Annotated in this window: 17 protein-coding genes; 10 read left to right on the forward strand and 7 right to left on the reverse strand. The window is 41.5% G+C overall.

Annotated features, from left to right (window positions below; genetic code table 11):
* Positions 1–78 precede the first annotated feature (78 nt).
* Complete coding sequence (locus OA91_RS04535) at positions 79–840, reverse strand: sulfite exporter TauE/SafE family protein (RefSeq protein WP_046018735.1); 762 nt, start codon at positions 838–840, stop codon at positions 79–81.
* Positions 841–1,272: 432 nt separating this feature from the next.
* On the opposite strand from OA91_RS04535, the gene OA91_RS04540 reads away from it, so the two are divergent.
* The 4 genes from OA91_RS04540 to OA91_RS04555 all read left to right on the forward strand — a co-directional run bounded on the left by OA91_RS04540 (position 1,273) and on the right by OA91_RS04555 (position 5,165).
* Positions 1,273–2,001 (forward strand): substrate-binding periplasmic protein, encoded by a 729-nt coding sequence (locus tag OA91_RS04540; protein ID WP_197477737.1) that lies wholly within the window; start codon positions 1,273–1,275, stop codon positions 1,999–2,001.
* Between the two features lie 63 nt (positions 2,002–2,064).
* Positions 2,065–2,586, forward strand: a complete 522-nt coding sequence (locus OA91_RS04545; RefSeq protein ID WP_231870308.1) for a GNAT family N-acetyltransferase — start codon at positions 2,065–2,067, stop codon at positions 2,584–2,586.
* A 625-nt stretch (positions 2,587–3,211) separates the two neighbouring features.
* Entirely contained in the window at positions 3,212–3,787 is a 576-nt protein-coding gene (locus OA91_RS04550) for a phosphoribosyltransferase (protein ID WP_046018738.1), read from the forward strand.
* 142 nt (positions 3,788–3,929) lie between these two features.
* Positions 3,930–5,165: an MFS transporter gene (locus OA91_RS04555; protein ID WP_063336526.1), complete on the forward strand. Its 1,236-nt coding sequence runs from the start codon at positions 3,930–3,932 to the stop codon at positions 5,163–5,165.
* 150 nt (positions 5,166–5,315) lie between these two features.
* Here OA91_RS04555 and OA91_RS04560 read toward each other — a convergent pair whose 3' ends face one another.
* From OA91_RS04560 to OA91_RS04570, 3 genes are all read right to left on the reverse strand, one after another.
* Positions 5,316–6,431 (reverse strand): ABC transporter substrate-binding protein, encoded by a 1,116-nt coding sequence (locus tag OA91_RS04560; protein WP_063336527.1) that lies wholly within the window; start codon positions 6,429–6,431, stop codon positions 5,316–5,318.
* 247 nt (positions 6,432–6,678) lie between these two features.
* Positions 6,679–7,797: a polyamine ABC transporter substrate-binding protein gene (locus OA91_RS04565; protein WP_063336528.1), complete on the reverse strand. Its 1,119-nt coding sequence runs from the start codon at positions 7,795–7,797 to the stop codon at positions 6,679–6,681.
* A gap of 103 nt (positions 7,798–7,900) precedes the next feature.
* The gene (locus tag OA91_RS04570; protein WP_063336529.1) at positions 7,901–9,244 is read right to left on the reverse strand and encodes a glutamine synthetase family protein; all 1,344 of its coding nucleotides are present in this window, start codon (positions 9,242–9,244) and stop codon (positions 7,901–7,903) included.
* A gap of 288 nt (positions 9,245–9,532) precedes the next feature.
* Between OA91_RS04570 and OA91_RS04575 the strand changes: the two genes are divergently transcribed.
* Both OA91_RS04575 and OA91_RS04580 read left to right on the forward strand, forming a co-directional pair.
* Positions 9,533–10,816, forward strand: coding sequence for an NAD(P)/FAD-dependent oxidoreductase (locus OA91_RS04575; protein WP_063336530.1), 1,284 nt, complete (start codon positions 9,533–9,535; stop codon positions 10,814–10,816).
* A gap of 97 nt (positions 10,817–10,913) precedes the next feature.
* Entirely contained in the window at positions 10,914–11,573 is a 660-nt protein-coding gene (locus tag OA91_RS04580) for a TetR/AcrR family transcriptional regulator (RefSeq protein ID WP_063336531.1), read from the forward strand.
* Between the two features lie 17 nt (positions 11,574–11,590).
* Here the strand turns inward: OA91_RS04580 and OA91_RS04585 are convergent, their stop codons facing one another.
* Entirely contained in the window at positions 11,591–12,544 is a 954-nt protein-coding gene (locus OA91_RS04585) for a DMT family transporter (protein ID WP_063336532.1), read from the reverse strand.
* A gap of 69 nt (positions 12,545–12,613) precedes the next feature.
* Positions 12,614–13,897: an NAD(P)/FAD-dependent oxidoreductase gene (locus OA91_RS04590; RefSeq protein ID WP_046018745.1), complete on the reverse strand. Its 1,284-nt coding sequence runs from the start codon at positions 13,895–13,897 to the stop codon at positions 12,614–12,616.
* A 273-nt stretch (positions 13,898–14,170) separates the two neighbouring features.
* Between OA91_RS04590 and OA91_RS04595 the strand changes: the two genes are divergently transcribed.
* The gene (locus tag OA91_RS04595; RefSeq protein WP_046018746.1) at positions 14,171–14,485 is read left to right on the forward strand and encodes a hypothetical protein; all 315 of its coding nucleotides are present in this window, start codon (positions 14,171–14,173) and stop codon (positions 14,483–14,485) included.
* Positions 14,486–14,768: 283 nt separating this feature from the next.
* Positions 14,769–16,700 carry a sensor histidine kinase gene (locus tag OA91_RS04600; protein ID WP_063336533.1) on the forward strand — a complete coding sequence of 644 codons (1,932 nt, stop codon included), beginning with the start codon at positions 14,769–14,771 and terminating at the stop codon, positions 16,698–16,700.
* Positions 16,701–16,853: 153 nt separating this feature from the next.
* Here the strand turns inward: OA91_RS04600 and OA91_RS04605 are convergent, their stop codons facing one another.
* Positions 16,854–18,608, reverse strand: a complete 1,755-nt coding sequence (locus OA91_RS04605; RefSeq protein ID WP_063336534.1) for an ABC-F family ATP-binding cassette domain-containing protein — start codon at positions 18,606–18,608, stop codon at positions 16,854–16,856.
* Positions 18,609–19,409: 801 nt separating this feature from the next.
* Here OA91_RS04605 and OA91_RS04610 point away from each other — a divergent pair.
* Complete coding sequence (locus tag OA91_RS04610; RefSeq protein WP_063336535.1) at positions 19,410–20,924, forward strand: YifB family Mg chelatase-like AAA ATPase; 1,515 nt, start codon at positions 19,410–19,412, stop codon at positions 20,922–20,924.
* A 68-nt stretch (positions 20,925–20,992) separates the two neighbouring features.
* Complete coding sequence (locus OA91_RS04615) at positions 20,993–22,135, forward strand: aminotransferase class V-fold PLP-dependent enzyme (protein ID WP_063336536.1); 1,143 nt, start codon at positions 20,993–20,995, stop codon at positions 22,133–22,135.
* Positions 22,136–22,163: the final 28 nt, after the last annotated feature.

Below are 22,163 nucleotides of genomic sequence, written 5' to 3' on the forward strand. Positions count from 1 at the left end.
CTCGGAAGCGGGTTAATCAAGGTGTGTTTTGCCATGATTAACCCCGCTTTAATCTGCTTTTGTGCCTTATTTGGTATTTTATATCGGCTGTAAAAAGTAATAGAGAGAAAAGCCAAGGCCTAACATTATGATGAAATAACTTAACCATGTCTGAGACACTTTATGGGCATACTTCACCATTTGATAACCGCCAATGCCTGAGCCTAGCATGATGATTAATGCTTCTGGCCACGCGATTAAGCCGCCAAAAATAAAGATAGCCACACTGATTAAAGACATGAGTGTAATCATCAGATTCTTAATGGCATTGGCTTGATGGAAGTCGCTATAGCCCATGATGCGTAACAGTGAAAACATGATAATGCCCATACCAGCGCCGAAAAAACCACCGTAAATAGAAAAGGCGTACACAAGAAACTGTCCAGATTTACCATTTTTCAATGCCAGCCCCTGCCAATGTTTCATCACTAACTGATGGATTTTATTGCCAAAGGCATACAGCAAGGTCGCGCTTAGTAGGAGGTAAGGGGTGAGCCGAACAAAAAAGTCAGATGAACTGACTAATAAGAGTAGCGAGCCAGTGATTGCCCCTAATAAGCCTGCTAATAGAATGCTAAAAAGTGCTGACTTTATCTGTTTAAACTCTTTTCTATAAAAAGGGATGGCTGCCGCATAACCTGGCATAGTGGCGAGAAAGTTGCTGGCGTTCGCTATGTTTGCAGGTAAACCTGTGCTGATTAATACTGGAAAGCTTAATAAGCTAGAGCCGCCTGAAATCGCATTAATCGCGCCACAGGCCAAGCCTGTTATAAATAGAAGTAAAGCAGTTTCCAGTGTCACTCTCTAACGCTCAAATAGGTAAGTTGATGGGCTTTTTTGAGGAGAATGAGCATGACAAATTTTAGATAAAAATGTAATCGAGCATTTCCAAAGGCTGACTATAGAAAATCTAATCTGTCATAAAAAACAAGAGAAAGGATCTGGATTGTCACTATTTATGACTGAGTTTCCTTCTCTTTAAAGCCTTAGGTTATGTTTCGAATAGGATGAAAAAAGTGAAAATTATCAAATAGGCATTAGACTTTAGTCTTATACTGTAAGACAAAGCTAGGGCTCTGTGATTAAGTCACCTCTTTTTCAGTATGACCCAAAAGGCGTGACCAAGCATCCTTACCTCTAGGGAGTGGCGCACCTTATAATCGCAGCTTCCCTAGTTATTGACTCCTTGTTTAAGCTAAGTAGTCGCTTGCGATAAATTGCTAGGAATAGATGTTGAAATACTTGTTAGTTTTATTAGGCCTTTCTTTTACTTCTGCTCTCTCAGCTGCCGAAACTTTTCTGCATGTCTTAACGGAAGACTGGCGACCCTATAACTATGAAGATAAGGGAGAAATTAAGGGCCAATCTACGGATATTGTCGTCAAGGTGTTAGATCGAGCGGGTATTGATTATAAAATTACTCTCTACCCTTGGTCTCGTGCTTATCGAATTGCTCAAAGAAAAGAAAACGTTCTTATTTACACCATAGTGCGTATGCCACTTAGAGAAGATATGTTTATTTGGTCTAGGCCGTTAGCAACAAAAGATGTGAGTTCATTATTTAAACTCAGTGATAGAGAAGATATTAACCTTACGAATCTTGAAGAGGCGAAGCGATACAAGTTAGGCGTTATAAAAGATAGCATGGGTTACCTTTATCTGAAAAATCATGATTTCTCAGTGTCACTCGTACCTGTTAGTACAGAGCAGAAGCTTAATATGGATCACTTACTTAAAGGTTACGTGGATTTAGTGGCAGCGAGTGATAAAAGCTTTACCCATATTACTAAGCAAATGGGAGTCGACCCTGATGCACTTACCAAGGCCATGACATTATTTGAATTTAGCCCCTACATGGCATTTAGTCTTGGCACCTCCCAAGAGATCATTGATAAGGTGAACAAGGCGTATGATGAGCTGGTTGAGGAAGGTGCCATTAAAGTATTCGAATCCGTTAAATAGTGAGAGCTTGAATCTTGGTATATGCCATAGATAAGTCTGCTGAGAGATTAATTGAGGGAATAATTGAAAGAGTATAAGGATATCGCAATGATACGACATGCCAGAGTGGCTGATGCAAAACACATTTTAAACTTGAGTGAGAAGCTGGCAAAAGAAAGTCACTTTATGCTGCATGAAGTAGGAGAGCAGCAGCTTACACTTGAGCAGCAAGAGTCTATCTTGTCTGACTTCACACTCTCAAGTAGTAAGGTTTTCTGGGTGCTAGAGGTGGATAAGTGTATTGTCGGCTTTTGTATAGGTATAGGCAGTACTGCAAGGCGAAATAAGCACAACCTCTATTGTGTTATGGGAATTCAAACAGCCTACACAGGCAAAGGTCTTGGACGAGAGCTGCTAAACTCACTTGAGTTATGGGCTTCACAACATGGTTTTACTCGATTAGAACTGACAGTCATGGCCCATAATCATAAGGCAATAAAACTCTATCTTTCCCATGGTTTTGAACAAGAAGGTATCAAGCGTCAGTCTCTCAAAATTGAGAGTGAGTATGTGGATGAGATTTATATGAGCAAGCTTTTAGTTTGATAAAGCCTGTGCTTGGTTTTTAGGGAACCTGCGAATAAGTCCTCCCGCCTCAGCGTGTGGATAAAAGCCGCTAGATTTATGGCGAGGAGCGCAACTTAATAGTTATTCTATTGATAAGGTTCTCAACATAAAGATAGGTCTTTTAGACCACGCCCTTTGGGTCTTTAAAGAATACCTAAACGGCATTTCAGAAAAAGTCACACCCTGTGTTGTCACTTCTCGAAAGGTACCTACATTACGTCAAAGTAACGCCTTGCGTGATACGTTTTCTGAAAAGACTGAGAAGAGGTGATTTAATCGCAGGCTCCCTAGCTTTTTATCCTGCTTACTCCTTCTTATATTTTCATATCTTGGCTAATTTTTTACTGGGTGAGATATTTATGGGTTTCACCTGATAAGTCGGTTAATAAGGGTAAAAAAAATAGTAAAAATGTCGCTTTAACATTGGTTTTAGTTGCTAATTCCTTTATCTTTGCGCCTTTAAAATTTTTAGCCTAGATTGCTTATTTATTAAACAGTTTAGTCAGTATCTTTCAGTATTGAGTGCGTGTCGCTAAATCACTAAAACCAGAAACTGTTATGATTGAAAAATGATGACGGCGAATATTTATTAAAGGGTAATATCATGGATAAAGTATTTATCAGTGCTCAAAAATTATTAGAAGACTCGTTCGAGTTAGCGCTAAAAATTTACGACAGCGGCTTTCGTCCTGATTACATTGTGGGTGTTTGGCGTGGTGGTGCACCAGTCGGCATCGCAGTACAAGAGTTGCTGCATGTTCTAGGTGTGGAATCTGATCATATTGCGATTCGTACTTCTTCTTATGATGCGATTGGTGAGCGTAATAAGAATGTGAAGGTACACGGCTTGACTTACCTGATTAAACGTCTTGAATCAGAAGACAGTCTACTGATTGTTGATGATGTACATGACAGTGGTTTAAGTATTCAGCAAACCATAGTTGATATTCAAAAAGCCTGTAAAAAGAATACGCCAGAGATTCGTATCGCGACGCCTTACTACAAACCTAAGAACAACAAGTCTGGCCGAACTCCTGACTTTTATGTGTATGAAACGGATGAGTGGCTAGTTTTCCCTCATGAGTTTGACGGTTTAAGCACAGACGAAATTCGTCAGCACAGACCAGAACTGACTAAGATTGCTAATCGTATCGATGAAATTAAAGGCGAAGCTAAATAGCTAAGGCTTGTTTCAGACACACTAAAAAGCCTCACTCTGAATATCAGGGTGGGGCTTTTTTTATGTTTATTAGGTTGAAAGGAGAAAGTTTCTGATACTATGGATGGGCTTTATTTAGAATAGCGTTCAACAAGGAGTACAAGTGAACCCTAGAGATAGTTTATTTTTCTCGTCTTTGTTTCTCTCTCGTCTCGCCGATCAGATCATTTTATTTATGGTGCCCTTGGTTATCTTTCAGATGACTGGCAGTGGTGCTTTATCAGGCTTAGCCTTCTTCTTCGAAACCTTACCGCGTTTTTTGGCCTTTCCTATTGCCGGTATCTTATGTGATCTTATTGCGCCCTATCGCATCGTGTCAGTGAGCCAACGTGTGCGAGCTGTCATTATTCCCTTTGGTTTACTTGGCTTCTATTTAGCGGAGAGCATTTATTGGTTGATGGGGATGGCCGCTTTAGTGGGTGTTGCAACCAGCTTTGCGCTAATGGCCAGGGAGATGATTTTGGTACAAGCTTTTAAAACTGCAAGGTTCGAAAAGGTCTTGTCGTATTCAAGCTTAGCAAGCCAATTAGGCATGGTGTTAGGACCTATTTTAGCGGGTTTACTACTTGTTTATTTTAGCTGGCAGGTGAGTATTTCTATATGTATTTTGCTGTTTCTCTTATCGGATCTAGGCTTAAAGCATTGGTGGCGCTTTGCCCATTCTAGACTGAAAGAAGAGGTAAAAGGTCTTCCTGCTAAAATGACATCAATCTCATCTTGGGGTGTCTTTTTCTACACTCAACTGACGTTAGCTTGTAAGCAAATAATCGGTTTACCTGGCTTAGTGCCCGTTGTGCTGGTGGCATTTTGTATCAACCTAATTTTGGGTATGACACTGGCCAGTATGGCGCCTATTTATACGGGGTTGTTTGCTCAGTCTGAATCCGCCTATGCACTTTTACAGAGTCTAGCTGTACTTGTCAGTTTATTAATTTTACTTTTTATTGCGCGTTACTCTCTGAGCCTTGTGTTTATGGGCGCGACCGCTTTCATTGCCATGTGTATAGGGGTTTTTATGACGGCCCTAAGCCAAGATTATCTAGTCTATCTAGTAGGATTTTTACTTATAGTCGGTTTTGACAAAATGTTCGGTGTCTTTTTACGAAGCCTGCGTAAAGAGCTGATACCTATAGAAAATTTAGGAAAAAGCACAGGCGTTCTGATTTTATTAAATAACCTAGCACAACCTCTAGCAGGACTTATTGTCGCTTTGTTAGCAGGTGTTTACCTGTTGCAAGATCTGCTTTTGTATACTGCTATTTTTGTCAGTGTTTTCGGTGCCTTATTGGGCGCATATTTAGCTGTGACTGCTCGAAGAAGGAAGAGCTTGGTTGAGTAAAATAAGAGGCTAAGTAAAAGAGGAGTTAATGATGAGGATTATTGTTATTGTAAAAAAGCAGCCCTTCTTTATGCTTTATATGTTGTTGTTTTAAAAGGGGTTGTGTCTCATTTCAGTTAGTCTGGTTTATTGGCTTAATCATTTCTTGGGCTAATCAAGGCCATGATATTTAATGTGATGATTTGCCTTTTCGACAAACCTTTCCATTATGTCGTAGCTTATTTTGTCGTAAGGGGGGACGAACATTTCGGCTTTAAATACTTGGCTAGGGTCGCCTAAATTTGGGTTAGGTGTCACTTCTGATGAGGCGGCTACCATGGAGAGTTTTTGTGTAATACGGCTTTGTACTTTTTTGCCTATGAAGAAGTTTGCGAATATTTCTGCCGCTTCTAGTTTTCTACCACTGACTTCTTTCGTGAAGTTGATAGTATCAAGCCAAGCCATTTGCCCTTCTTTAAAATGTATCATCTGCCAGTTAGCCCCTTTGGCATTCTCCCTTGCTATTTCAGGGCCCCAACTGCTAATAATGTGTAATCCCTCTTTGAACTCTGGTGAGACTCGCCAAAAATCACCTGCATTGGCATAGAGTTGAACGAGCTGTTCTTCCAGTATCCTTCTTTCTTGATTGATCTCATCTAAGTTGCCTGTTTGTACTGCTTCATAAATAAAAAAAGGAGACTTATCAAGGCTCATTAAACTAAGGCCTATGTTGTACCACTCTTGGCTTTTATTGAGAGAGTATTTGCCTTTCCAATGTCCTTGCCATAACTCCTTGATAGAAGTGGGAACATCAATTTTTGAGACTTTATTTCTGTTCACATAAAAGCCATAAGTACCGCCTCCCCAAGGAATATATAAGGGCTGCTTGCTGGTATTAAGGCCCATAGGTAAGTGAGTTAATGTAGGAATGAGGTGCTTGTAATTGTTTAATCTAGGGGAATGAATATTGATAGGCTGTAGCAGTTTAGATGTTTGCTCTAAGTCCATCTTGATAAAGAATAGTGTGAGAAAAGCAACGTCCACTTGATGGGCTCTGATTTGAGCGAACATTTGCTCAGCCCCTTCTGAATAAGGGGAGATAACTTGGGCTTCATAGTTATAACCGCGTTGCTCAAGTGTTTGATTAACCTCGGCAAGCTCTTCTTCTGTGACATAACCTTCCCAAGTGAGTATACGTAAGGGAATTTTGCTATCTGCGTAGCTAATACTAGGCAGGCTCAATGACAAAATAAGGCAAACTAAAGTAAAAATAATAGGGTGACTCATTCAGTACCTTTCTGCCTTTATGCAGAAGTCCCTGTTTGAGCATAAGAATAGGCGTAAGTTAGTTTTACTAATAATGTTAGTTTAGTGTAGCTGGTCTAGAAAAAATAAAAGGGAATATGCTGAATACTTTCCATCATATTAGCCTGCTTTAAACACAAAAAAAGGCCCCAAAAGGGGCCGACAAGTTGCATCACTTGAAACTTAGATAAAGAGATATAGATGATTTTTAAGTTAACTTAAGAATCATCTAGCGGCCTGTTTTTAGGTCAGACCAAAGGCGATTTCGTACCTTAGCAAGCTTAGAAGGAAGCTGAGAACTCATATAAAGTTTTGAGCGAGTCTCATCATTTGGATAAATGGCAGGATCTTCTATGATCTCAGCATCAATCAAGCTATTTGATGCCGGGTTTGGGTTTGCATACCAGACATAGTTGGTGATGTTTGCTATTACGTCAGGGCGCAAAATGTAGTTGATAAACTTATGGGCATTATCAGGGTTCTTCGCATCCGCAGGGATAGCTAGCATATCGAACCAGATTTCACTGCCTTCTTTTGGAATACTATATACCACTTCCACACCATTATCTGCTTCTTCCGCACGTGCTGCTGCTTGGAAAACATCTCCTGAGAAGCCCACTGCGACACAGCTGTCGCCATTGGCTAGATCATTCACATATTGGGATGAGTGGAATTGTTTAATAAAGGGTCTCGCATTTTTTAAGGCTTTGCCCGCAGGACTCGATGGCTTGAAGTCAGAGCGTTTGGTTTTGCCTATGTCCTGACCTGTGTAATGCAGTGCTATGGTGACCATTTCATCGGGAGAGTCCAAATAAGTCACGCCACAGTTAGCCAGCTTTTCCATATATTCTGGTTTGAAAATAAGATCCCAGCTATCCACAGGTGCGTCTTCCCCTAGGGCTTTAGCCACCATTTCTGGATTATAACCAATGCCGGTTGTGCCCCATAAATAAGGCACACCATATTTGTTTTCTGGGTCTTTCTTCTCAAGAGAAGACATTAAAAAAGGGTCCAGATGATGCCAATTCGTCAGCTTGCTTCTATCAAGTGGCAGAAATACTCCCGCTTTGATTTGTAGCTCCATAAAGTAGGAACTAGGAACAACAAGGTCATAGCCCGAATTACCAGCAAGCAGTTTTGCTTCAAGCGTTTCATTAGAGTCATAGACATCATACGTTACCTTGATACCCGTTTCTTTTTCGAAATTAGCAATGGTATCTTCGGCGATATAGTCAGACCAGTTATACAGCTTGAGCTCTTCTTGTGCCTGAACCTGACCAGCCAGAGTGCAAGCCAAGGTCAAGCTAGATAAGCCTAGGGTAAAACGAGATGTTAAATTGATTTTCATCTGAATAGCCTCTTTTTATATGTGCCATGAAAACCCAGTTTCATCGCATTTGTTTTTTTATTGCTTTAAAGTTGAAAGTCCCATAGGTCTCATTAAATGAAACCTACACATTGAGTAATAAGAATTCCCTTTCCCAAGAGCTGATTACCTTATGAAAGGTTTCAAACTCTGCTCGTTTAACGCCAATATAGGCTTCTACGAATTGAGGTCCCATAATTTCGGTTAATTCAGGGCATTCTTCAAGTAGTCGCAAACCTTCTTCAAGAGAGCGTGCTAGCTCGACCATATCGCCTTCTTCTGCCGCGGCATCTGAGGTTGGTTTACTTGGTTTCATTTCACCTTTTAAACCTAAATAGCCACACGCTAAACTGGCTGCTATAGCAAGGTAAGGGTTGCTGTCTGCACCAGGGAAACGGTTTTCAATACGAGTCGCTGCTTTTGGTGCCGCAGGCGCTCTAAGGCCTGTAGTACGGTTATCTATGCCCCATTTCATATTAATTGGCGCTGAAATTTCAGGTGCAAAGCGACGATAAGAATTGACGTTAGGGGCAAAAAAGCTGATAGCGTGTGGGGTGAATTTTTGCAAACCGCCCAGATAGTGATAGAAGCGTTCACTGAACTGCTCTGTATCACTGGCAAAAATGTTTTCACCGGTTTTTACGTCAATCAGACTTTGGTGAATATGCATTGAGCTACCAGGCTCATTTTGCATTGGCTTGGCCATGAAGGTTGCGTAAATGCCATGCTTAATCGCAGTCTCTCTCAAGGTGCGCTTAAATACGAACACTTGATCGGCAAGGTCTAGAGGGTCACCATGAAGAAAGTTAATTTCCATCTGTGCAGCACCGGTTTCATGGATGAGGGTATCCACATCTAAACCTTGAGCTTCACAGTATTGATATAGAGTATCAATGACAGGATCAAACTCATTGACCGCATCTATGCTGTATGACTGGCGCGCTGTTTCGCGACGGCCAGAACGGCCAATAGCGGGTTTTAACTCAGAGTCAGGGTCATTGTTTTTCTGGATAAGGTAGAACTCAACTTCCGGCGCGATAACAGGCTTTAGACCTTCTTTTTCATAAAGGGCAAGCACTTTTTTAAGAACCGAGCGGCTAGCAAGAGGGTGAAGCTCTCCTTCCACTGTGTAACAGTCATTAATGACTTGTGCTGTTGGTTCATTCGCCCAAGGCACCAAACGAATGGTATTGGCATCAGGGGTTAGCACCATATCTCTGTCACTTGGATCGACAATATCATAATGATTGTCGGCCCAGTCACCAGTGACCGTTTGCACTAGTAGCGTTTCAGGAATGCGTCCGCCTTTTTCATCAAGAAACTTTTTAGTGGGATAGAATTTGCCACGGGCATTACCTGTCATATCAGGTAGGGTGGATTCAACTTCTGTAATTAGATTGTCTGTGAGAAACCGCTTTATGGCTTCCATAAATCACCTTTATTGTATGGACTCTGGTTCATAGTTTGGCAGACCTATATCGCTATGCCTAATGCCAATTTGTAATCTTATGGATGATGATTGAAATCATTAAACCGAATTATCATTCGCTTTTAGATTATTTTAAAGAATTTATTAAAGCAATAGCTAAGTGAATAAAAAACACGAAAAATGGTGCTTGTAACTAGAATAAATCCGAATTAATATTCGGTTTATTGTTTTAGATCTTACTCAATTTAAGGTTTATAAAGTTTTTAGCACTATATTCTGGAGCATTAAATGAGTTTAACTGGCTACCAAGCATCCTATTACCTTGATTCTGCGAATAGCAAAAAAGACTATGCCAGCTTAGTGGGTGATGAAGATTGCGATGTTTGTATCATAGGTGGCGGCTTTACAGGACTGTCAGCAGCATTACATTTAGCTGAAAAGGGTTATTCGGTTATTTTGCTAGAAGCCCATAAAGTGGCTTGGGGAGCCTCTGGCCGAAATGGTGGTCAGGTTTGCCAAGGGCATAATATGTCCCATGAAGACATGATCGCCAAGGTCGGGAAGGAAAGTGCGGATCTATTATGGCAAATGTCTTTAGATTCGGTCGATCTGGTCAAAGATCTGATTGAAAAGCACCAAATTCAATGTGACCTTAAGCAAGGTGTTTTGCATGTGGCGAATAAAGCTAAACATTGTGATGAGCTTAAGCAGAGCGTGGATTACAAGCAGAGCAAGCTTAACTATCAAGATATTGAGTATCTAGATAAGGCCCAAGTGTCTGCCATGCTAGGCTCGGATAAATACCATGGCGGAGAGTACTGGAAGCAAGGTGCGCACCTTCATCCATTAAACTATGCGCTGGGATTAGCGCAGGCGGCAGATAACGCTGGGGTTAAAATCTTTGAAGATAGTCGTGTAACTGACTATCAGACAGGAAACCAAGCCCAAGTGAATACGGATAAAGGCTGTGTGAAAGCCAAGTTTGTTTTATTAGCTTGCAATGGTTACTTGGGGAACTTAGAGCCAAGAATCGCAGGTAAAATTATGCCAATTAATAATTTTATCTTAGCTACAGAGCCTTTAAGCGATGAAATCTGTGCTCGAATTAATCCACAAGATGTGGCTGTGGCTGACTCAAAGTTTGTGATTAATTATTTTAAATTGTCGGCGGATAATAGACTGTTATGGGGAGGAGGAGAGAACTACACCTCAAAGTTCCCTTCAGATATTGGCCAATTTGTACGTAAGTATATGCTGGAGTTTTACCCTGAACTTAGCCAAACCAAGATAGATTATGGTTGGGGTGGCACCTTAGCCATTACACTTAATAGGATGCCATTTTTCCAGCGAATTGAACCCAATGTCTTGGTAGCGCAGGGTTATTCTGGCCATGGTGTAGCGATGGCAACCCTAGGCGGCAAACTCATGGCCGAAGCGATTGCAGGACAAAGCCATGGTTTTGATGTCTTCGCAAAAATGCCATCTCCAAGTTTTCCAGGTGGGACTTTGTTACGCTGGCCTGGCTTAGTGGCAGGTATGCTTTATTACTCATTAAGAGATAGATTATTCTAGAAAAGCAGGGAGAGAGTTTAATCTCTCCTAGCCTGTTTGCTTTATAATGGCTTAGAATTGCACCAATCCAATATAAAGCGAAACCGGAACCTCTTTAATGTCGCAAGTGTCATCTAATCAAACCTCTACCGAAAAAGTGAAAAAACAAGACCTCACTCGTCGTTCTGCCCCTGTGCAGGGACGTTCCAAAGAACGTTCTAAAAAGATTATGGATGTGACGAGCGAGCTACTTGAGAGGGTAGGTTTGGATGACCTCACCACAGTATTAATTGCCAAAGAAGTCGGTATTTCGGTGGGATCTTTATACCACTATTTCCCGAATAAGCATGCCATATTGTATGCCATGGCCAGTGAATGGCTAGAGGAAATCGAAAAGGTATTAACCAAGATCAGTGCTTGGGAGATAGAGGCGATCCCTCTTGATGATTTACTTGAGCAGATATTAGCCCTCAATCTGAAAGCCTACAAAAAACAAAAAGCCATTTTAACCTTGGTACAGGCGATGTTTTCTGTCCCTGAGCTTCGCAGCTTAGATACGGAACATGATGAGCTTGTTATCTCCCATATGGCGGCGTTATTTAAGCGTATGGGAATTAATTCTCATATTAAAGAGAGAGAAAGGTTAGGGCGCTTGTACCTTGAGACTAGCCACAGTGCTTTCTTAGTGGTTGTAAACCAAAATCCAGAGCGCGCAAAACGTACTCTGGCGGACCTTAAACTTATGTTATTGGCCCTGCTTAAGCAGCATCTTAGTTAGAGTGCTGAAACAGCATCTTAATTAGGCTTCTGACCTCGAATATTTTTAAACAAGTTCTTGTCTGTCAAAGTGTGACCTAATTCAGAAACTAGTATTGCGGCTAGAATAAGTAGGGCACCTAGGCTGCCTTTAAAGCCTAAAATTTCCCCTAAAAACACCCAAGCAGAAAGAAACGCGAAGACAGGTTCAGTGGCAAAAATTAAGGCCACTTTGGCTGGTTCTAAATGGCGCTGACAGGCTGACTGTGCCCAATAAGCATACGCGCTTCCAAGTAGGCCTGTAACAAGAATTCCACTGAGTACGATGGGGTCGAGCAAGATACTGATATTGAATGAAAGGCTAGAGGTCTCTTGGTTTATCATTTCTGGCGTAAACACTAAGGCTATCAGGCTATAAATAGCGACCGCTGCCATTTGTATGATGCTTAAACTGATAATGGGTAAGTTCGTCACAAACTTGTCGGTAAGTAGAATATGAAAAGCGAAGGCAAAGGCACAAATTAATACCAGACTATCACCTTGGTTAAAGCTGAGATTATCTCCTACTGTGAGCAAGTAAAGGCCTAATGTGGCACACACAACACCTAGCCAAACATTCCAACTGGCATTTTGTCTAAACACAAGAAAAGCCAGTACAGGGACAAGTGGCACACTAAGACCTGTAATGAAGCCTGCATTGGCGACACTGGTAAAACGCATACCTTCTGTTTGAGCGTAAAAACCAATAAAGAGCAAAAAGCCCAAACTAAAGCCAGCTAGGAAAAGACGACCTAGGACATCAGCGTCAATGACTTCTTTCTTGATGAAATAAAGCGGCAGCAAAGCCAAGCTTGCTAGGGCAAAACGCAAAGCATTGAATAGGTTAGTTGAAACTTTAGCCACGGCTAAGTCCACTAGTACAAATTCGGCTCCCCAGATGAAGGCCACTGAAAAAAGAATAAAAAAGGCTGTGCGAGCGGATAACCCTGTCATAGAAAGGCCCTAATAAAAGGTTAGAGAAGGGTGAACCTGATGTTCACCCTATATAAATCACGCTTTAAATTAGATGCCGAGTTTATCTCGCATGTTGTAATACCAAGCCCCCATGGCGGTATAGGGAATACGTAGTGCTTGTCCCCCTGGGAATGGATATTGTGGTAGGCCTGCAAACACATCAAAGCGTTTAGCGTCGCCTTGAATCGCATCACAAATCACCTTACCTGCTAAGTGAGAACAGGTGACGCCATGGCCACTATAGCCTTGGGCATAATAAATATTGCTACCAATTCGGCCTAGTTGAGGTAGGCGCATAAGTGTTAGTAGGAAGTTACCTGTCCAAGCAAAATCGACTCTGACACCTTTTAGTTCAGGGAAGGTTTTTAGCATCTTAGGGGTAATTAGCGCTTCTATCTTATCTGGTTCACGGGCGCCATAAGTCACACCGCCACCATAAATAAGGCGGCCATCACCAGAGAGACGGTAATAATCGAGTAGGTAGTTACAGTCTTCCACACATTGGCCATTTGGCAGTAAAGCATCTTGTTGGGCTTGGCTTAGTGGTTCTGTGGTGATGACTTGAGTACCACAAGGCATGGCTTTCGCTTGAAGCTTAGGCACCAAGCCTTCTAAATAAGCATTACCGGCAACAACCACATAGTTAGCTGTGACGCTGCCATTTTCGGTACGTACGACAGCTCTTTCGCCTTCTTCTATACCTATTACTTTTGAGTCTTCATAGATAACACCACCAAGGCCTTCAAATGCAGCCGCTTCACCTAGCACCAAATTTAATGGGTGAAAGTGGCCACCTGATTTATCTAATAGGGCACCTGAATATCTATCACTGCCAATATAGTTTTGCACATCGGTTGCAGATAAAAGCTCAAGATCTTGGTGTCCATGGGACTCCCATAGTTTCTTTTTGCCTTCAAGCTCACGCATTTGTTTTGGGTTACAGGCTGCGAAAATACCGCCGTCTTTTAAGTCACAATCAATGCTGTAATCTTTGACGAAGCGACGAATTACCTTGGCACCTTCAAAGGCCATCTTGCCCATTGCCTGACCTGTACTTTTGCCATAATGTTTTTCGATAAAATCTACATCACGACTATAGCTATGTACTATCTGGCCACCGTTACGACCTGATGCACCAAAACCAATGCGAGTTCCTTCAAGTACAGTGACACTAAAGCCTTGCTCAGCAAGATGTAGTGCACTAGACATGCCGGTAAAGCCAGCACCAATGACGCAGATATCGCTGCTGATATCTTGATTTAGGCTAGGGCGCTGTACTTTATCATTTGCAGATGCAGCGTAATAAGATGTTGTATGTGAAGACTGTGACATAATCTTTCTCTATCTTTATACCCAGAAAAGTTTCTAAGTAAGCATTATTGGCCTCGACATAACCAAATTATCTAGGCATGTCTCCGTTTTCATAAAGATACGACTAGTGCCTATTCGTGGGATATACCCAGAAAGGTATATTTTGCTTATGAGTTAATGGGACAGGCTGACTATCATTTTGTAACAGCGACAATTTGTCCCTATTAGAGGCTTGTTGCTAGCGGTAAGATGAGCTTATTACTCATCAGATGAAAATAGCTTAGAGGTTAACAAATGGAGCTCACAAGAAAAAAACCAAGGGATTTTGTTTATATTGATGAGCTTAGAGAGGCTGATCAAAACTGGCCAAACTATTTTTTAGGGAATAAAGTTTGGGTCTTCTTTGACTCTTACGATGCTAAGCTGGCTGGGGATATTCCTTACTCTCGTATCGTCGTTTGTTGTGATAATGAAACTGGCTGGACTTTACATATGGCATGTTCTGAATTAGAACAGGTCAGGGAAATTGCCAATAAGATAACGACCCCTATCTCACAACAACAGTTGATCGATTTAGGCTTTAGCAAGTGGCATGGTTGGTATGAATAACCTTGCTATTATAAATAGCTCACACTTTATTTCTTCTCTGGTTTAATTGCTTGTGACTTAACGGTTTGTAAATGGTTAAGTCACTTCTCGTCTTCATGTAATCGTATTTCTCTCAATATACTCCTACCTTGTTTAGCGCTTGTCTTTGTTAGGCTTTTACCAAGATAAAAATGAAAATTTGGCTATAGTCTAATGTTAAGGATGCATGCTTTTCTCAGCTTTTATGCCCTCTAAGGCATGGCTGTGATTTTCTAATGGTGAGAGTTTGAAAGGACGTTAACGAATGGGCAAGGTATATTTCAAAGCACTGTTTTTTGCAATTAGCCTTGGCCTATTAGGCTTAGTAGGTGCTTATTACTTAACTATTGCTGTCAGTGCTCGTTTAGTTAATCAGGAATATACCAAGTTAGAGAATGTGGCAAAGCAGATATCTATTCACTTTCAAGATGCGATAGATAAATCCGCGAATGATCTTCAAGCCTTACAAGCCTTCTATTCCGCCAAATCAAAAGCTTCTTCCCAAAATGAATTTAACCAATATATGGATGTATTGGGCATTGAGCAGCGGCACTATATTCAAGCCTTAAGCTGGGTGCCTTTGGTACATCATGAGGATAGAAAAGACTTTGAAGCAAGGCTAAGAGGGCAGCAAGGTGATTTTTTAATTAAAGCGCGGGATGAGAGTGGCGCTTTAGCCGCAAGTAAGCCCAAAACCACCTACACACCAGTAACCTATATTCGCCCCTATTTAATAAATAAGGCTGCTCAAGGGTTTGACTTGAGTAGTAATTCAACTCGCAACGCTTCATTAATTATGGCGAGAGATACGGGGTTGATGACAGCAACCTCTAAAATCCGTTTAGTGCAAGAAACTGGTGAGTCATATGGTTTTTTGATCATAGCGCCTGTATTTGAAAAGGCTAGTATGCCTAAAACAGCAGAAGAAAGGAGTCAGTCTTTAGTCGGCTATGTTACAGGTGTTTTTCGAATTGATACCCTGATGGAAAATGCTCGAGAGCAAGCTGATAATATTGGTTTAAAGATTACCCTGTATGACATAGAAGCAGACGAAACAAGCTTACTTTATGGCCAAGAAACATTGGACAGTGTTTTTAGTTTTGATATTCAAATTCCTGATAGGCACTGGCAATTAAATCTCGCTTTAAATGAAGCATTAAAGCAAAAAATTGAGTCTCCAAGCATAACTAACTGGATTTTAGTGGGTGGCGGTCTAATTAGTTTCTTATTAGCTTTATCTTTTTATGCCCTACAAGTGGCAGTCATGAAGACACGTCGAATTAGTAATTTGAGTGGCTTATTACAAGCACAAAGCCGTCAGTTAGAGGAAACTGTGGCGGAGCGAACTTGTGCACTATCAGAACAAAATGAACTTTTAAACCAGCATGTGACAAGCTTGGAACAGCAAAAAGTAAGCCTCTCCTTGCTCATGAAAGAGTCCGAAAGTGCAAAACAAAGTGCGCAAGATTTAGCGCAAGAGCTGGCTCGTTCTAATCGCGACCTAGATGATTTTGCTTATGTGGCATCTCATGATCTTAAAACGCCATTAAGGGGGATTAGCCAGCTATCAAACTGGGTGCTAGAAGATATTGAAGAAGGCAAATTTGAGGAGGTACCTCAGAATCTGACTTTGATTAATAGCAGGGTTAAGCGTTTAGATACTCTGTTAAATGATCTTTTGGAATACTCTCGTGCCAATCGGCAGCAAGCATCATTGGCTTTACTTGATACTCAGGAGCTGATTGAAGGTTTGTTTCCACTTTACTCACCGAATGACAAGTTTGAGTTGGAGGTAGTTTCACCCTTACCTGTTTTTGAAACATTAAAGTCACCCTTTGAACAGGTGGTACGTAACCTCCTGAATAATGCATTTAAGCACCATGGGAAAGGAGAGGGGCTAATTCAAATTAGCTGTGAAGAAAGCGACGAATTTTACACCTTTATGGTTAAAGATGATGGCCCTGGTATCGAAACAGATTACTTTGAAGAAATTTTTAAAATGTTTAAAACGCTTAAACCAAGGGACGAAGTGGAAGGTAGCGGTATGGGCTTGGCACTGATTAAAAAAATTGTGGAGCATTATGGTGGCAAGGTATATCTAGAATCAGAGGTCGGTAAGGGCTCAGCCTTCTATTTTACTTGGCCAAAGCTTATGAAAAGCGAAGTGACACAGGATGAATCTTTTCTCATAAAGTGAAATATTCCCGTGAAATTGATGAGTTAGCGACTATGCTTAAAATGAGGCTTAACTCACAGGGAGTGGTTAAGTCGCATCTTTTTCTCACCTTAAATTAGGTGCAAACGCCAATATCCCTTGTTTGCACCCTTTGATGTTTTAGTCTCAGCTTTCCTAGAGCTTCGCCTGAAGTTTCTCTATTTCATTACGCCATTGTGCTTGTAGCTTAGGTTTCTGGCGCTTAGCTTTTCGTTTTAAGTCATCCTCTAGTAAGGTTTCAAGCTCAATTAAGCGCTCTAGCATGGCTTCTTCATCAAGATTTTGTAATTGGGTGGAATTTGCCCCATCTTGAGAGATTCTCTCCTTACTAGAATAACTACCTTTAACTAGAGCCTTATGCTCACTCTTTTCTGAGATTTTTTGATATACCTCTTCAACATTGAAATACTCCGTAAGTTCACCCTTTTGAATAAACCAGAATCGATTACAAGCTTGCTCGATTAAACTTCTATCATGACTCACTATTAAGCTGGCACCTTGGAAGGTATGGAGTGTGTCTATTAGCTCTTCCTTGCCTTCCATATCTAGATGGTTAGTCGGCTCATCTAAAAACACCAGATGAAAGTTCGCTAAACTAAGTCCAATAAACAGCAAGCGGGCACGTTCTCCACCGCTTAATGAGGAAACTTTCTGTATATGACGAGCATATTCAAAGCCTGCATTAATCAGGGCTCGTTTTGCTTCTTCATTAGTTAAAGTACCGAAATGGCCTAAAGCCTCTACCAGAGAATCTTCATCATTAAGCTGGTTTTGAGATTGATCGTAATAACCTAAACGACAACTAGGGTGAAAGTTAACGTCTGGCTTTAATATGTCTTGCTGCTTTTGTGTTTGTTCAAGATAAAAAGCATGTAAAAGGTTGAGTAAAGTAGATTTACCACAGGCATTATTACCTAGTACCGCGATACGATCACCACTCTTGATGCGCATTTCAGGCATATGAAAGAGCTGTCTCTCACTTTGAGGTGGCGTTAGCATAAAAGGGCTAGTTTCAAGCAAACGATTAGCCGGCAAGGCCTCTCCCTCAAGTTGTAATCGCCAAGGCGTACCCTCGCTTAACTCTGTTTGCTCTTCTTCTAATCGCTCTTTTCTGGCGTACATGGTTTTTGCTTTACGGGCGAGATCTTCATTGTCATAAACTTTCCCCCAAGTGGCTAAACGCTTTGCGCTCTTTTCTATTCTATCGATTTCTTTTTGCTCACCTTGGTATCTTTGTCTGTCCTGCTCATCCTTTTCATCCAGTGCTGCTCTTGCTTGAGAACAGCTTAGAGCGAAGTGATGTAAAGATTTATCACGCATAATCCAGGTGGTATTGGTGATGGCATCAAGTAGTACTTGGTCATGAGAGACAAGAACGAATGAGCCTTTCCAGCGAGATAAAAAGCGTTCTAACCACATCAGAGAGGCGAGATCTAAATGGTTACTAGGTTCGTCTAACAGGAGTAAATCAGGCTCATTAATAATGGCGCGAGCCAGTAGAAGGCGCATTTGTTGGCCACCACTGGCATGACTGACTTGCATCTGATATTCATGCTCAGCAAAGCCCAATTCAGATAACATTAACTCTGCGCGCCAATGCTCTGTCTCGTCGAGAGTTTCGGCTAACGCATTAATTAGACTGCTAGATTCTAAGGTTGGGGGTATATGTTGTTCTACATAGCTCATCAAGCAGTGGTTCGCTTTAGCGATATTGCCTTCACTGGCGTCATATTCGCCATTTAGCAATTTAAGTAGGGAGCTCTTACCACAACCGTTATGGCCGATAAGACCAATTTTGTCGCCACTGTGAATAGTGAAGTTCAGTGCTTTAAATAAAGGCTTGGTTGAATGTGCAAGTGTTAGAGATTGTGCTGTTAAAAAAGTGCTCATAATATTCTCAAGAATTTTTGGCGCAAAAGGCCGTTGTCAAAGCTGACAATAATTCTTCGAACATGAGGGAAGGTGTTCGGGTGAGGTTTTAGACTGTCTTCAGACAGTTAATAACTCAGTCGTAAAAATTTCGCTCAAGTCGAGATTATCGCAGCGCGATATCAAAAACTCTTGAGCGGATACGAATACCAAAAAGGCGTGGGTTGGTAACACACCACAAAGACATAGAATCCTCCTTAAATTAGTTATGAATTGATCAATAATATTAACTCCATTGAGCATTCACTTTATCACTATCAAAGACAATGTACAGGGGCTAAATCAAAAACCTGGTTTAAAAAATGGGTGATAATCCTTTAAGTATTAAGTAGTTATTTAGAAATAACTCAGTGAAATCTATGAGTTAGCTGCTATGCTTAAAAAGAGGCTTAAGGAAGCTGCGAATAAGTCCTCCCGACTCAGCGTGTGGATAAAAGCAACTAGATTTATGGCGAGGAGCGCAACTTAATAGTTATTCTATTGATAAGATCCTCAACGTAAAGGTAGGGCTTTTAGACCACGCCCTTCGGGTCTTTCAGAAAAAGTATCACCCTGTGTTGTCCCTTCTCGAAAGGTAGCTACAGCTCGTATCAGAAAAAAGCGGCAAAGTGACGCCTTGATTGATACTTTTTCTGAAAAGACTGAGAAGAGGTGACTTAATCGCAGTTTCCTTAACACAGGAAGTGTTTAAGTTTCATTCTGAAGGAAGCTATTTGCTTCCTTTTTCTTATTGTCTTCAGGCTTTTTGATCAAGGAGTGATCATGAGTTTAGCGAGAGTATTTAGTCGTGCCCGTGTTGGTGTCGACTCCCCCCTAGTGACGGTTGAAACCCATATATCAAACGGACTACCTGCGTTAAGTATTGTCGGCTTGCCAGAAGCGGCGGTACGAGAATCTAAAGACAGAGTACGCAGCGCGATTATGATGAGTAAGTTTGAATTTCCCACTAAGCGCATCACCATCAATCTAGCCCCTGCAGATTTACCCAAAGAAGGCGGACGTTATGATTTAGCGATTGCTGTGAGTATCTTAGTTGCCTCAGGGCAATTGGGTAAGGTCGAGCTGGATGAATATGAATTTGTGGGAGAGCTAGCTCTTTCTGGTGATATTCGTGGTGTGCCGGGTTTATTACCCTCAGCCATTGCGGCTGCGAAAGCGGGCAGGCAGTTGATCTTACCTATCGACAATCAAATGGAAGCAGCCTTGGTGGAGTCTAATCATTTAGCAGCAGTTCACCTTACTCAAGTTACCAGCTTCTTAATGAAGCAGTCTTTCTTAAACCCTTGTATTGCTGAGCTGGCTGAGAAAAGGGAAAAACAATATAAGGATATGGCTGATGTAAAAGGCCAATTTCAAGCAAGACGTGCTTTAGAAGTTGCCGCTGCGGGTGGTCATAATCTTTTATTCATTGGCCCTCCTGGCACAGGTAAAACCATGTTGGCTTCACGTCTTCCTGGTATTATGCCAAGTATGACAGAGGTTGAATCCCTTGCGGTGGCTAGTGTTCAGTCTGTATCAGGGAGAAAAATGGGCGCTGACTGGTTCTGGCAAGAAAGACCTTTTCGCTCCCCTCATCACTCAAGTTCTGCCGCTGCTTTAGTCGGTGGTGGTTCTGTTCCTAAGCCAGGTGAAATCTCTTTGGCTCATTGTGGCGTTTTATTTTTAGATGAGTTGCCTGAATTCGATCGTAAAGTGTTAGAAGTGCTTCGAGAGCCTTTAGAGAATGGGGAGATTCATTTGTCTCGCGCTAGAGGGCAAGTCTGTTATCCCGCTCGCTTTCAATTAGTCGCCGCTATGAATGCCAGTAATGAAGCTTATCAAGGGGATGATTATTATGGCTCAAGGGCCAGCCAAGGGTATTTGCGTAAACTCTCAGCGCCATTCTTAGATAGGATCGATCTCCATGTAGAAGTGCCACCTTTGCCTTCCAATGTTTTGGTAAACGCTGGCGAAACGGGGGAAAGCAGTGCTTCCATTCGAGAGCGGGTCGAGCAGGCTGTCACAAGACAAAGAGCACGCCAAGGCTGCTTAAACGCTCAGCTAAATGGCCGTGAATTAGAAGCAATCTGTGCCTTAAATGAAAGTGATAAAGCTTTTATGCAAGGGGCGTTAGACAAGTTAGGCCTATCCGCAAGGGCCTATCATAGAGTGCTAAAAGTGGCGCTTACTCTCTCTGATTTAAGCCAAGCTGATCTGGTAGAGCGTCGGCATCTTATGGAGTCTCTCGCCTACCGTAAAATGGAACAGAAACTTGCGAAAGTGATAGGGCAGGGGTAAGTTGGTTATTAAATTAGCTCTAAGTCGAGCTTGCCGCCTAATCGCTGACATGATGGAAGAACACAGCTATGTACCCAAGGAAAACGCTCGATATTCCCTTTGCTAAAATATTTAAAAATATCCTTTTTAATAAAGATGAAGAGGGGGCTAGATTCGAGCAAGAGGGCTATTTAGCCTGTTTTTCTGTGCGATCGGGCTTTGATCTTTTGATTAATTGCCTTGAGTTAGCGCCTGAGCACAAGATACTTATGTCTGAAGTGAATATTAAAGGCATGGTGGATGTGGTTGAGGCAAACCACAAAAGTATTCAATTGATTTCACTAGATGACGACTTGGATATTGACGCTGATATTGATGAGTATTTGGATGAAAATACTAAACTGGTCGTGATAGCACAGCTTTTTGGTGGTTATAAAAATATTGATGCTCTGATTCAGAAGTTTCAGGCCAAAGGTGTGTTTGTGGTGGAAGATTTATCACAAGCTTACCAAGGTAACTTAAAACGGCATTCTCCCTGTTGTGATGCGGCATTTTACAGTTTTGGGCCATTAAAAACGGCTAGTCTTGTGGGTGGTGGTATCGTCTATTTGAAAGACAAAGCCTTGTTAAAGCGAATGCAGCAAATCTTGCTTTCTTATCCTAAACAAGCTGAATTAACCTATGTTTCCAAGGTGATAAAGTTTTATCTGTTTCATTTACTTTTACATAAACAAGCCTATTCACTTATCTCTCGTTTATTGGGGGATAAGCTCACTTCTGTCGTAAACAGATTATCGCAAACGAACTCAGGGCCATTTGACATCGAGTCTGTTCGGTTTCAGCCTTGCTCAAGCTTGAAGCGCATGCTGATCGAAAAAGAACGGCCTGTAGAATTACAAGGTGAGAACAAGTATGAGAGTCTTATTAAGTTACTGGATTCTCATATTAGCTTTGTGAATAAAAGCTATGTGCATCAAGAGTATACGAAAGACGAGAGTACGCATTTCTGGTTGTTTGCAGTGAGAAGCCAGAATAGCGCAGCCTTAATGAATGCTTTGAGGCTGCAAGGCTTTGATGCGTTTGATCGTACTAACTTACTGTTAATTCATCAGGATGCAGAAAAGGCAAATACCGCAGGTAAATTAGCGGATTTAGTTTATTTGCCTTGTCTGAAAAAGATGAACCAAAAGAGCTTGGTTAAAATGGCTGAAACCATCAATAGCCTAGCTTAATCTCGTTGGTTTTTTGTTTGCTAAGCGG

This window comes from Marinomonas sp. SBI8L, from assembly GCF_001624705.1.
Classification (GTDB): Bacteria; Pseudomonadota; Gammaproteobacteria; order Pseudomonadales; family Marinomonadaceae; genus Marinomonas.

Coding starts and splice junctions, on each gene's coding strand:
- OA91_RS04595 (WP_046018746.1), top strand. CDS start 14,171: ATGGAGCTCACAAGAAAAAAACCAAGGGATTTTGTTTATATTGATGAG.
- OA91_RS04580 (WP_063336531.1), top strand. CDS start 10,914: ATGTCGCAAGTGTCATCTAATCAAACCTCTACCGAAAAAGTGAAAAAA.
- OA91_RS04560 (WP_063336527.1), bottom strand. CDS start 6,431: ATGAGTCACCCTATTATTTTTACTTTAGTTTGCCTTATTTTGTCATTG.
- OA91_RS04590 (WP_046018745.1), bottom strand. CDS start 13,897: ATGTCACAGTCTTCACATACAACATCTTATTACGCTGCATCTGCAAAT.
- OA91_RS04550 (WP_046018738.1), top strand. CDS start 3,212: ATGGATAAAGTATTTATCAGTGCTCAAAAATTATTAGAAGACTCGTTC.
- OA91_RS04565 (WP_063336528.1), bottom strand. CDS start 7,797: ATGAAAATCAATTTAACATCTCGTTTTACCCTAGGCTTATCTAGCTTG.
- OA91_RS04585 (WP_063336532.1), bottom strand. CDS start 12,544: ATGACAGGGTTATCCGCTCGCACAGCCTTTTTTATTCTTTTTTCAGTG.
- OA91_RS04575 (WP_063336530.1), top strand. CDS start 9,533: ATGAGTTTAACTGGCTACCAAGCATCCTATTACCTTGATTCTGCGAAT.
- OA91_RS04605 (WP_063336534.1), bottom strand. CDS start 18,608: ATGAGCACTTTTTTAACAGCACAATCTCTAACACTTGCACATTCAACC.
- OA91_RS04570 (WP_063336529.1), bottom strand. CDS start 9,244: ATGGAAGCCATAAAGCGGTTTCTCACAGACAATCTAATTACAGAAGTT.
- OA91_RS04610 (WP_063336535.1), top strand. CDS start 19,410: ATGAGTTTAGCGAGAGTATTTAGTCGTGCCCGTGTTGGTGTCGACTCC.
- OA91_RS04615 (WP_063336536.1), top strand. CDS start 20,993: ATGTACCCAAGGAAAACGCTCGATATTCCCTTTGCTAAAATATTTAAA.
- OA91_RS04600 (WP_063336533.1), top strand. CDS start 14,769: ATGGGCAAGGTATATTTCAAAGCACTGTTTTTTGCAATTAGCCTTGGC.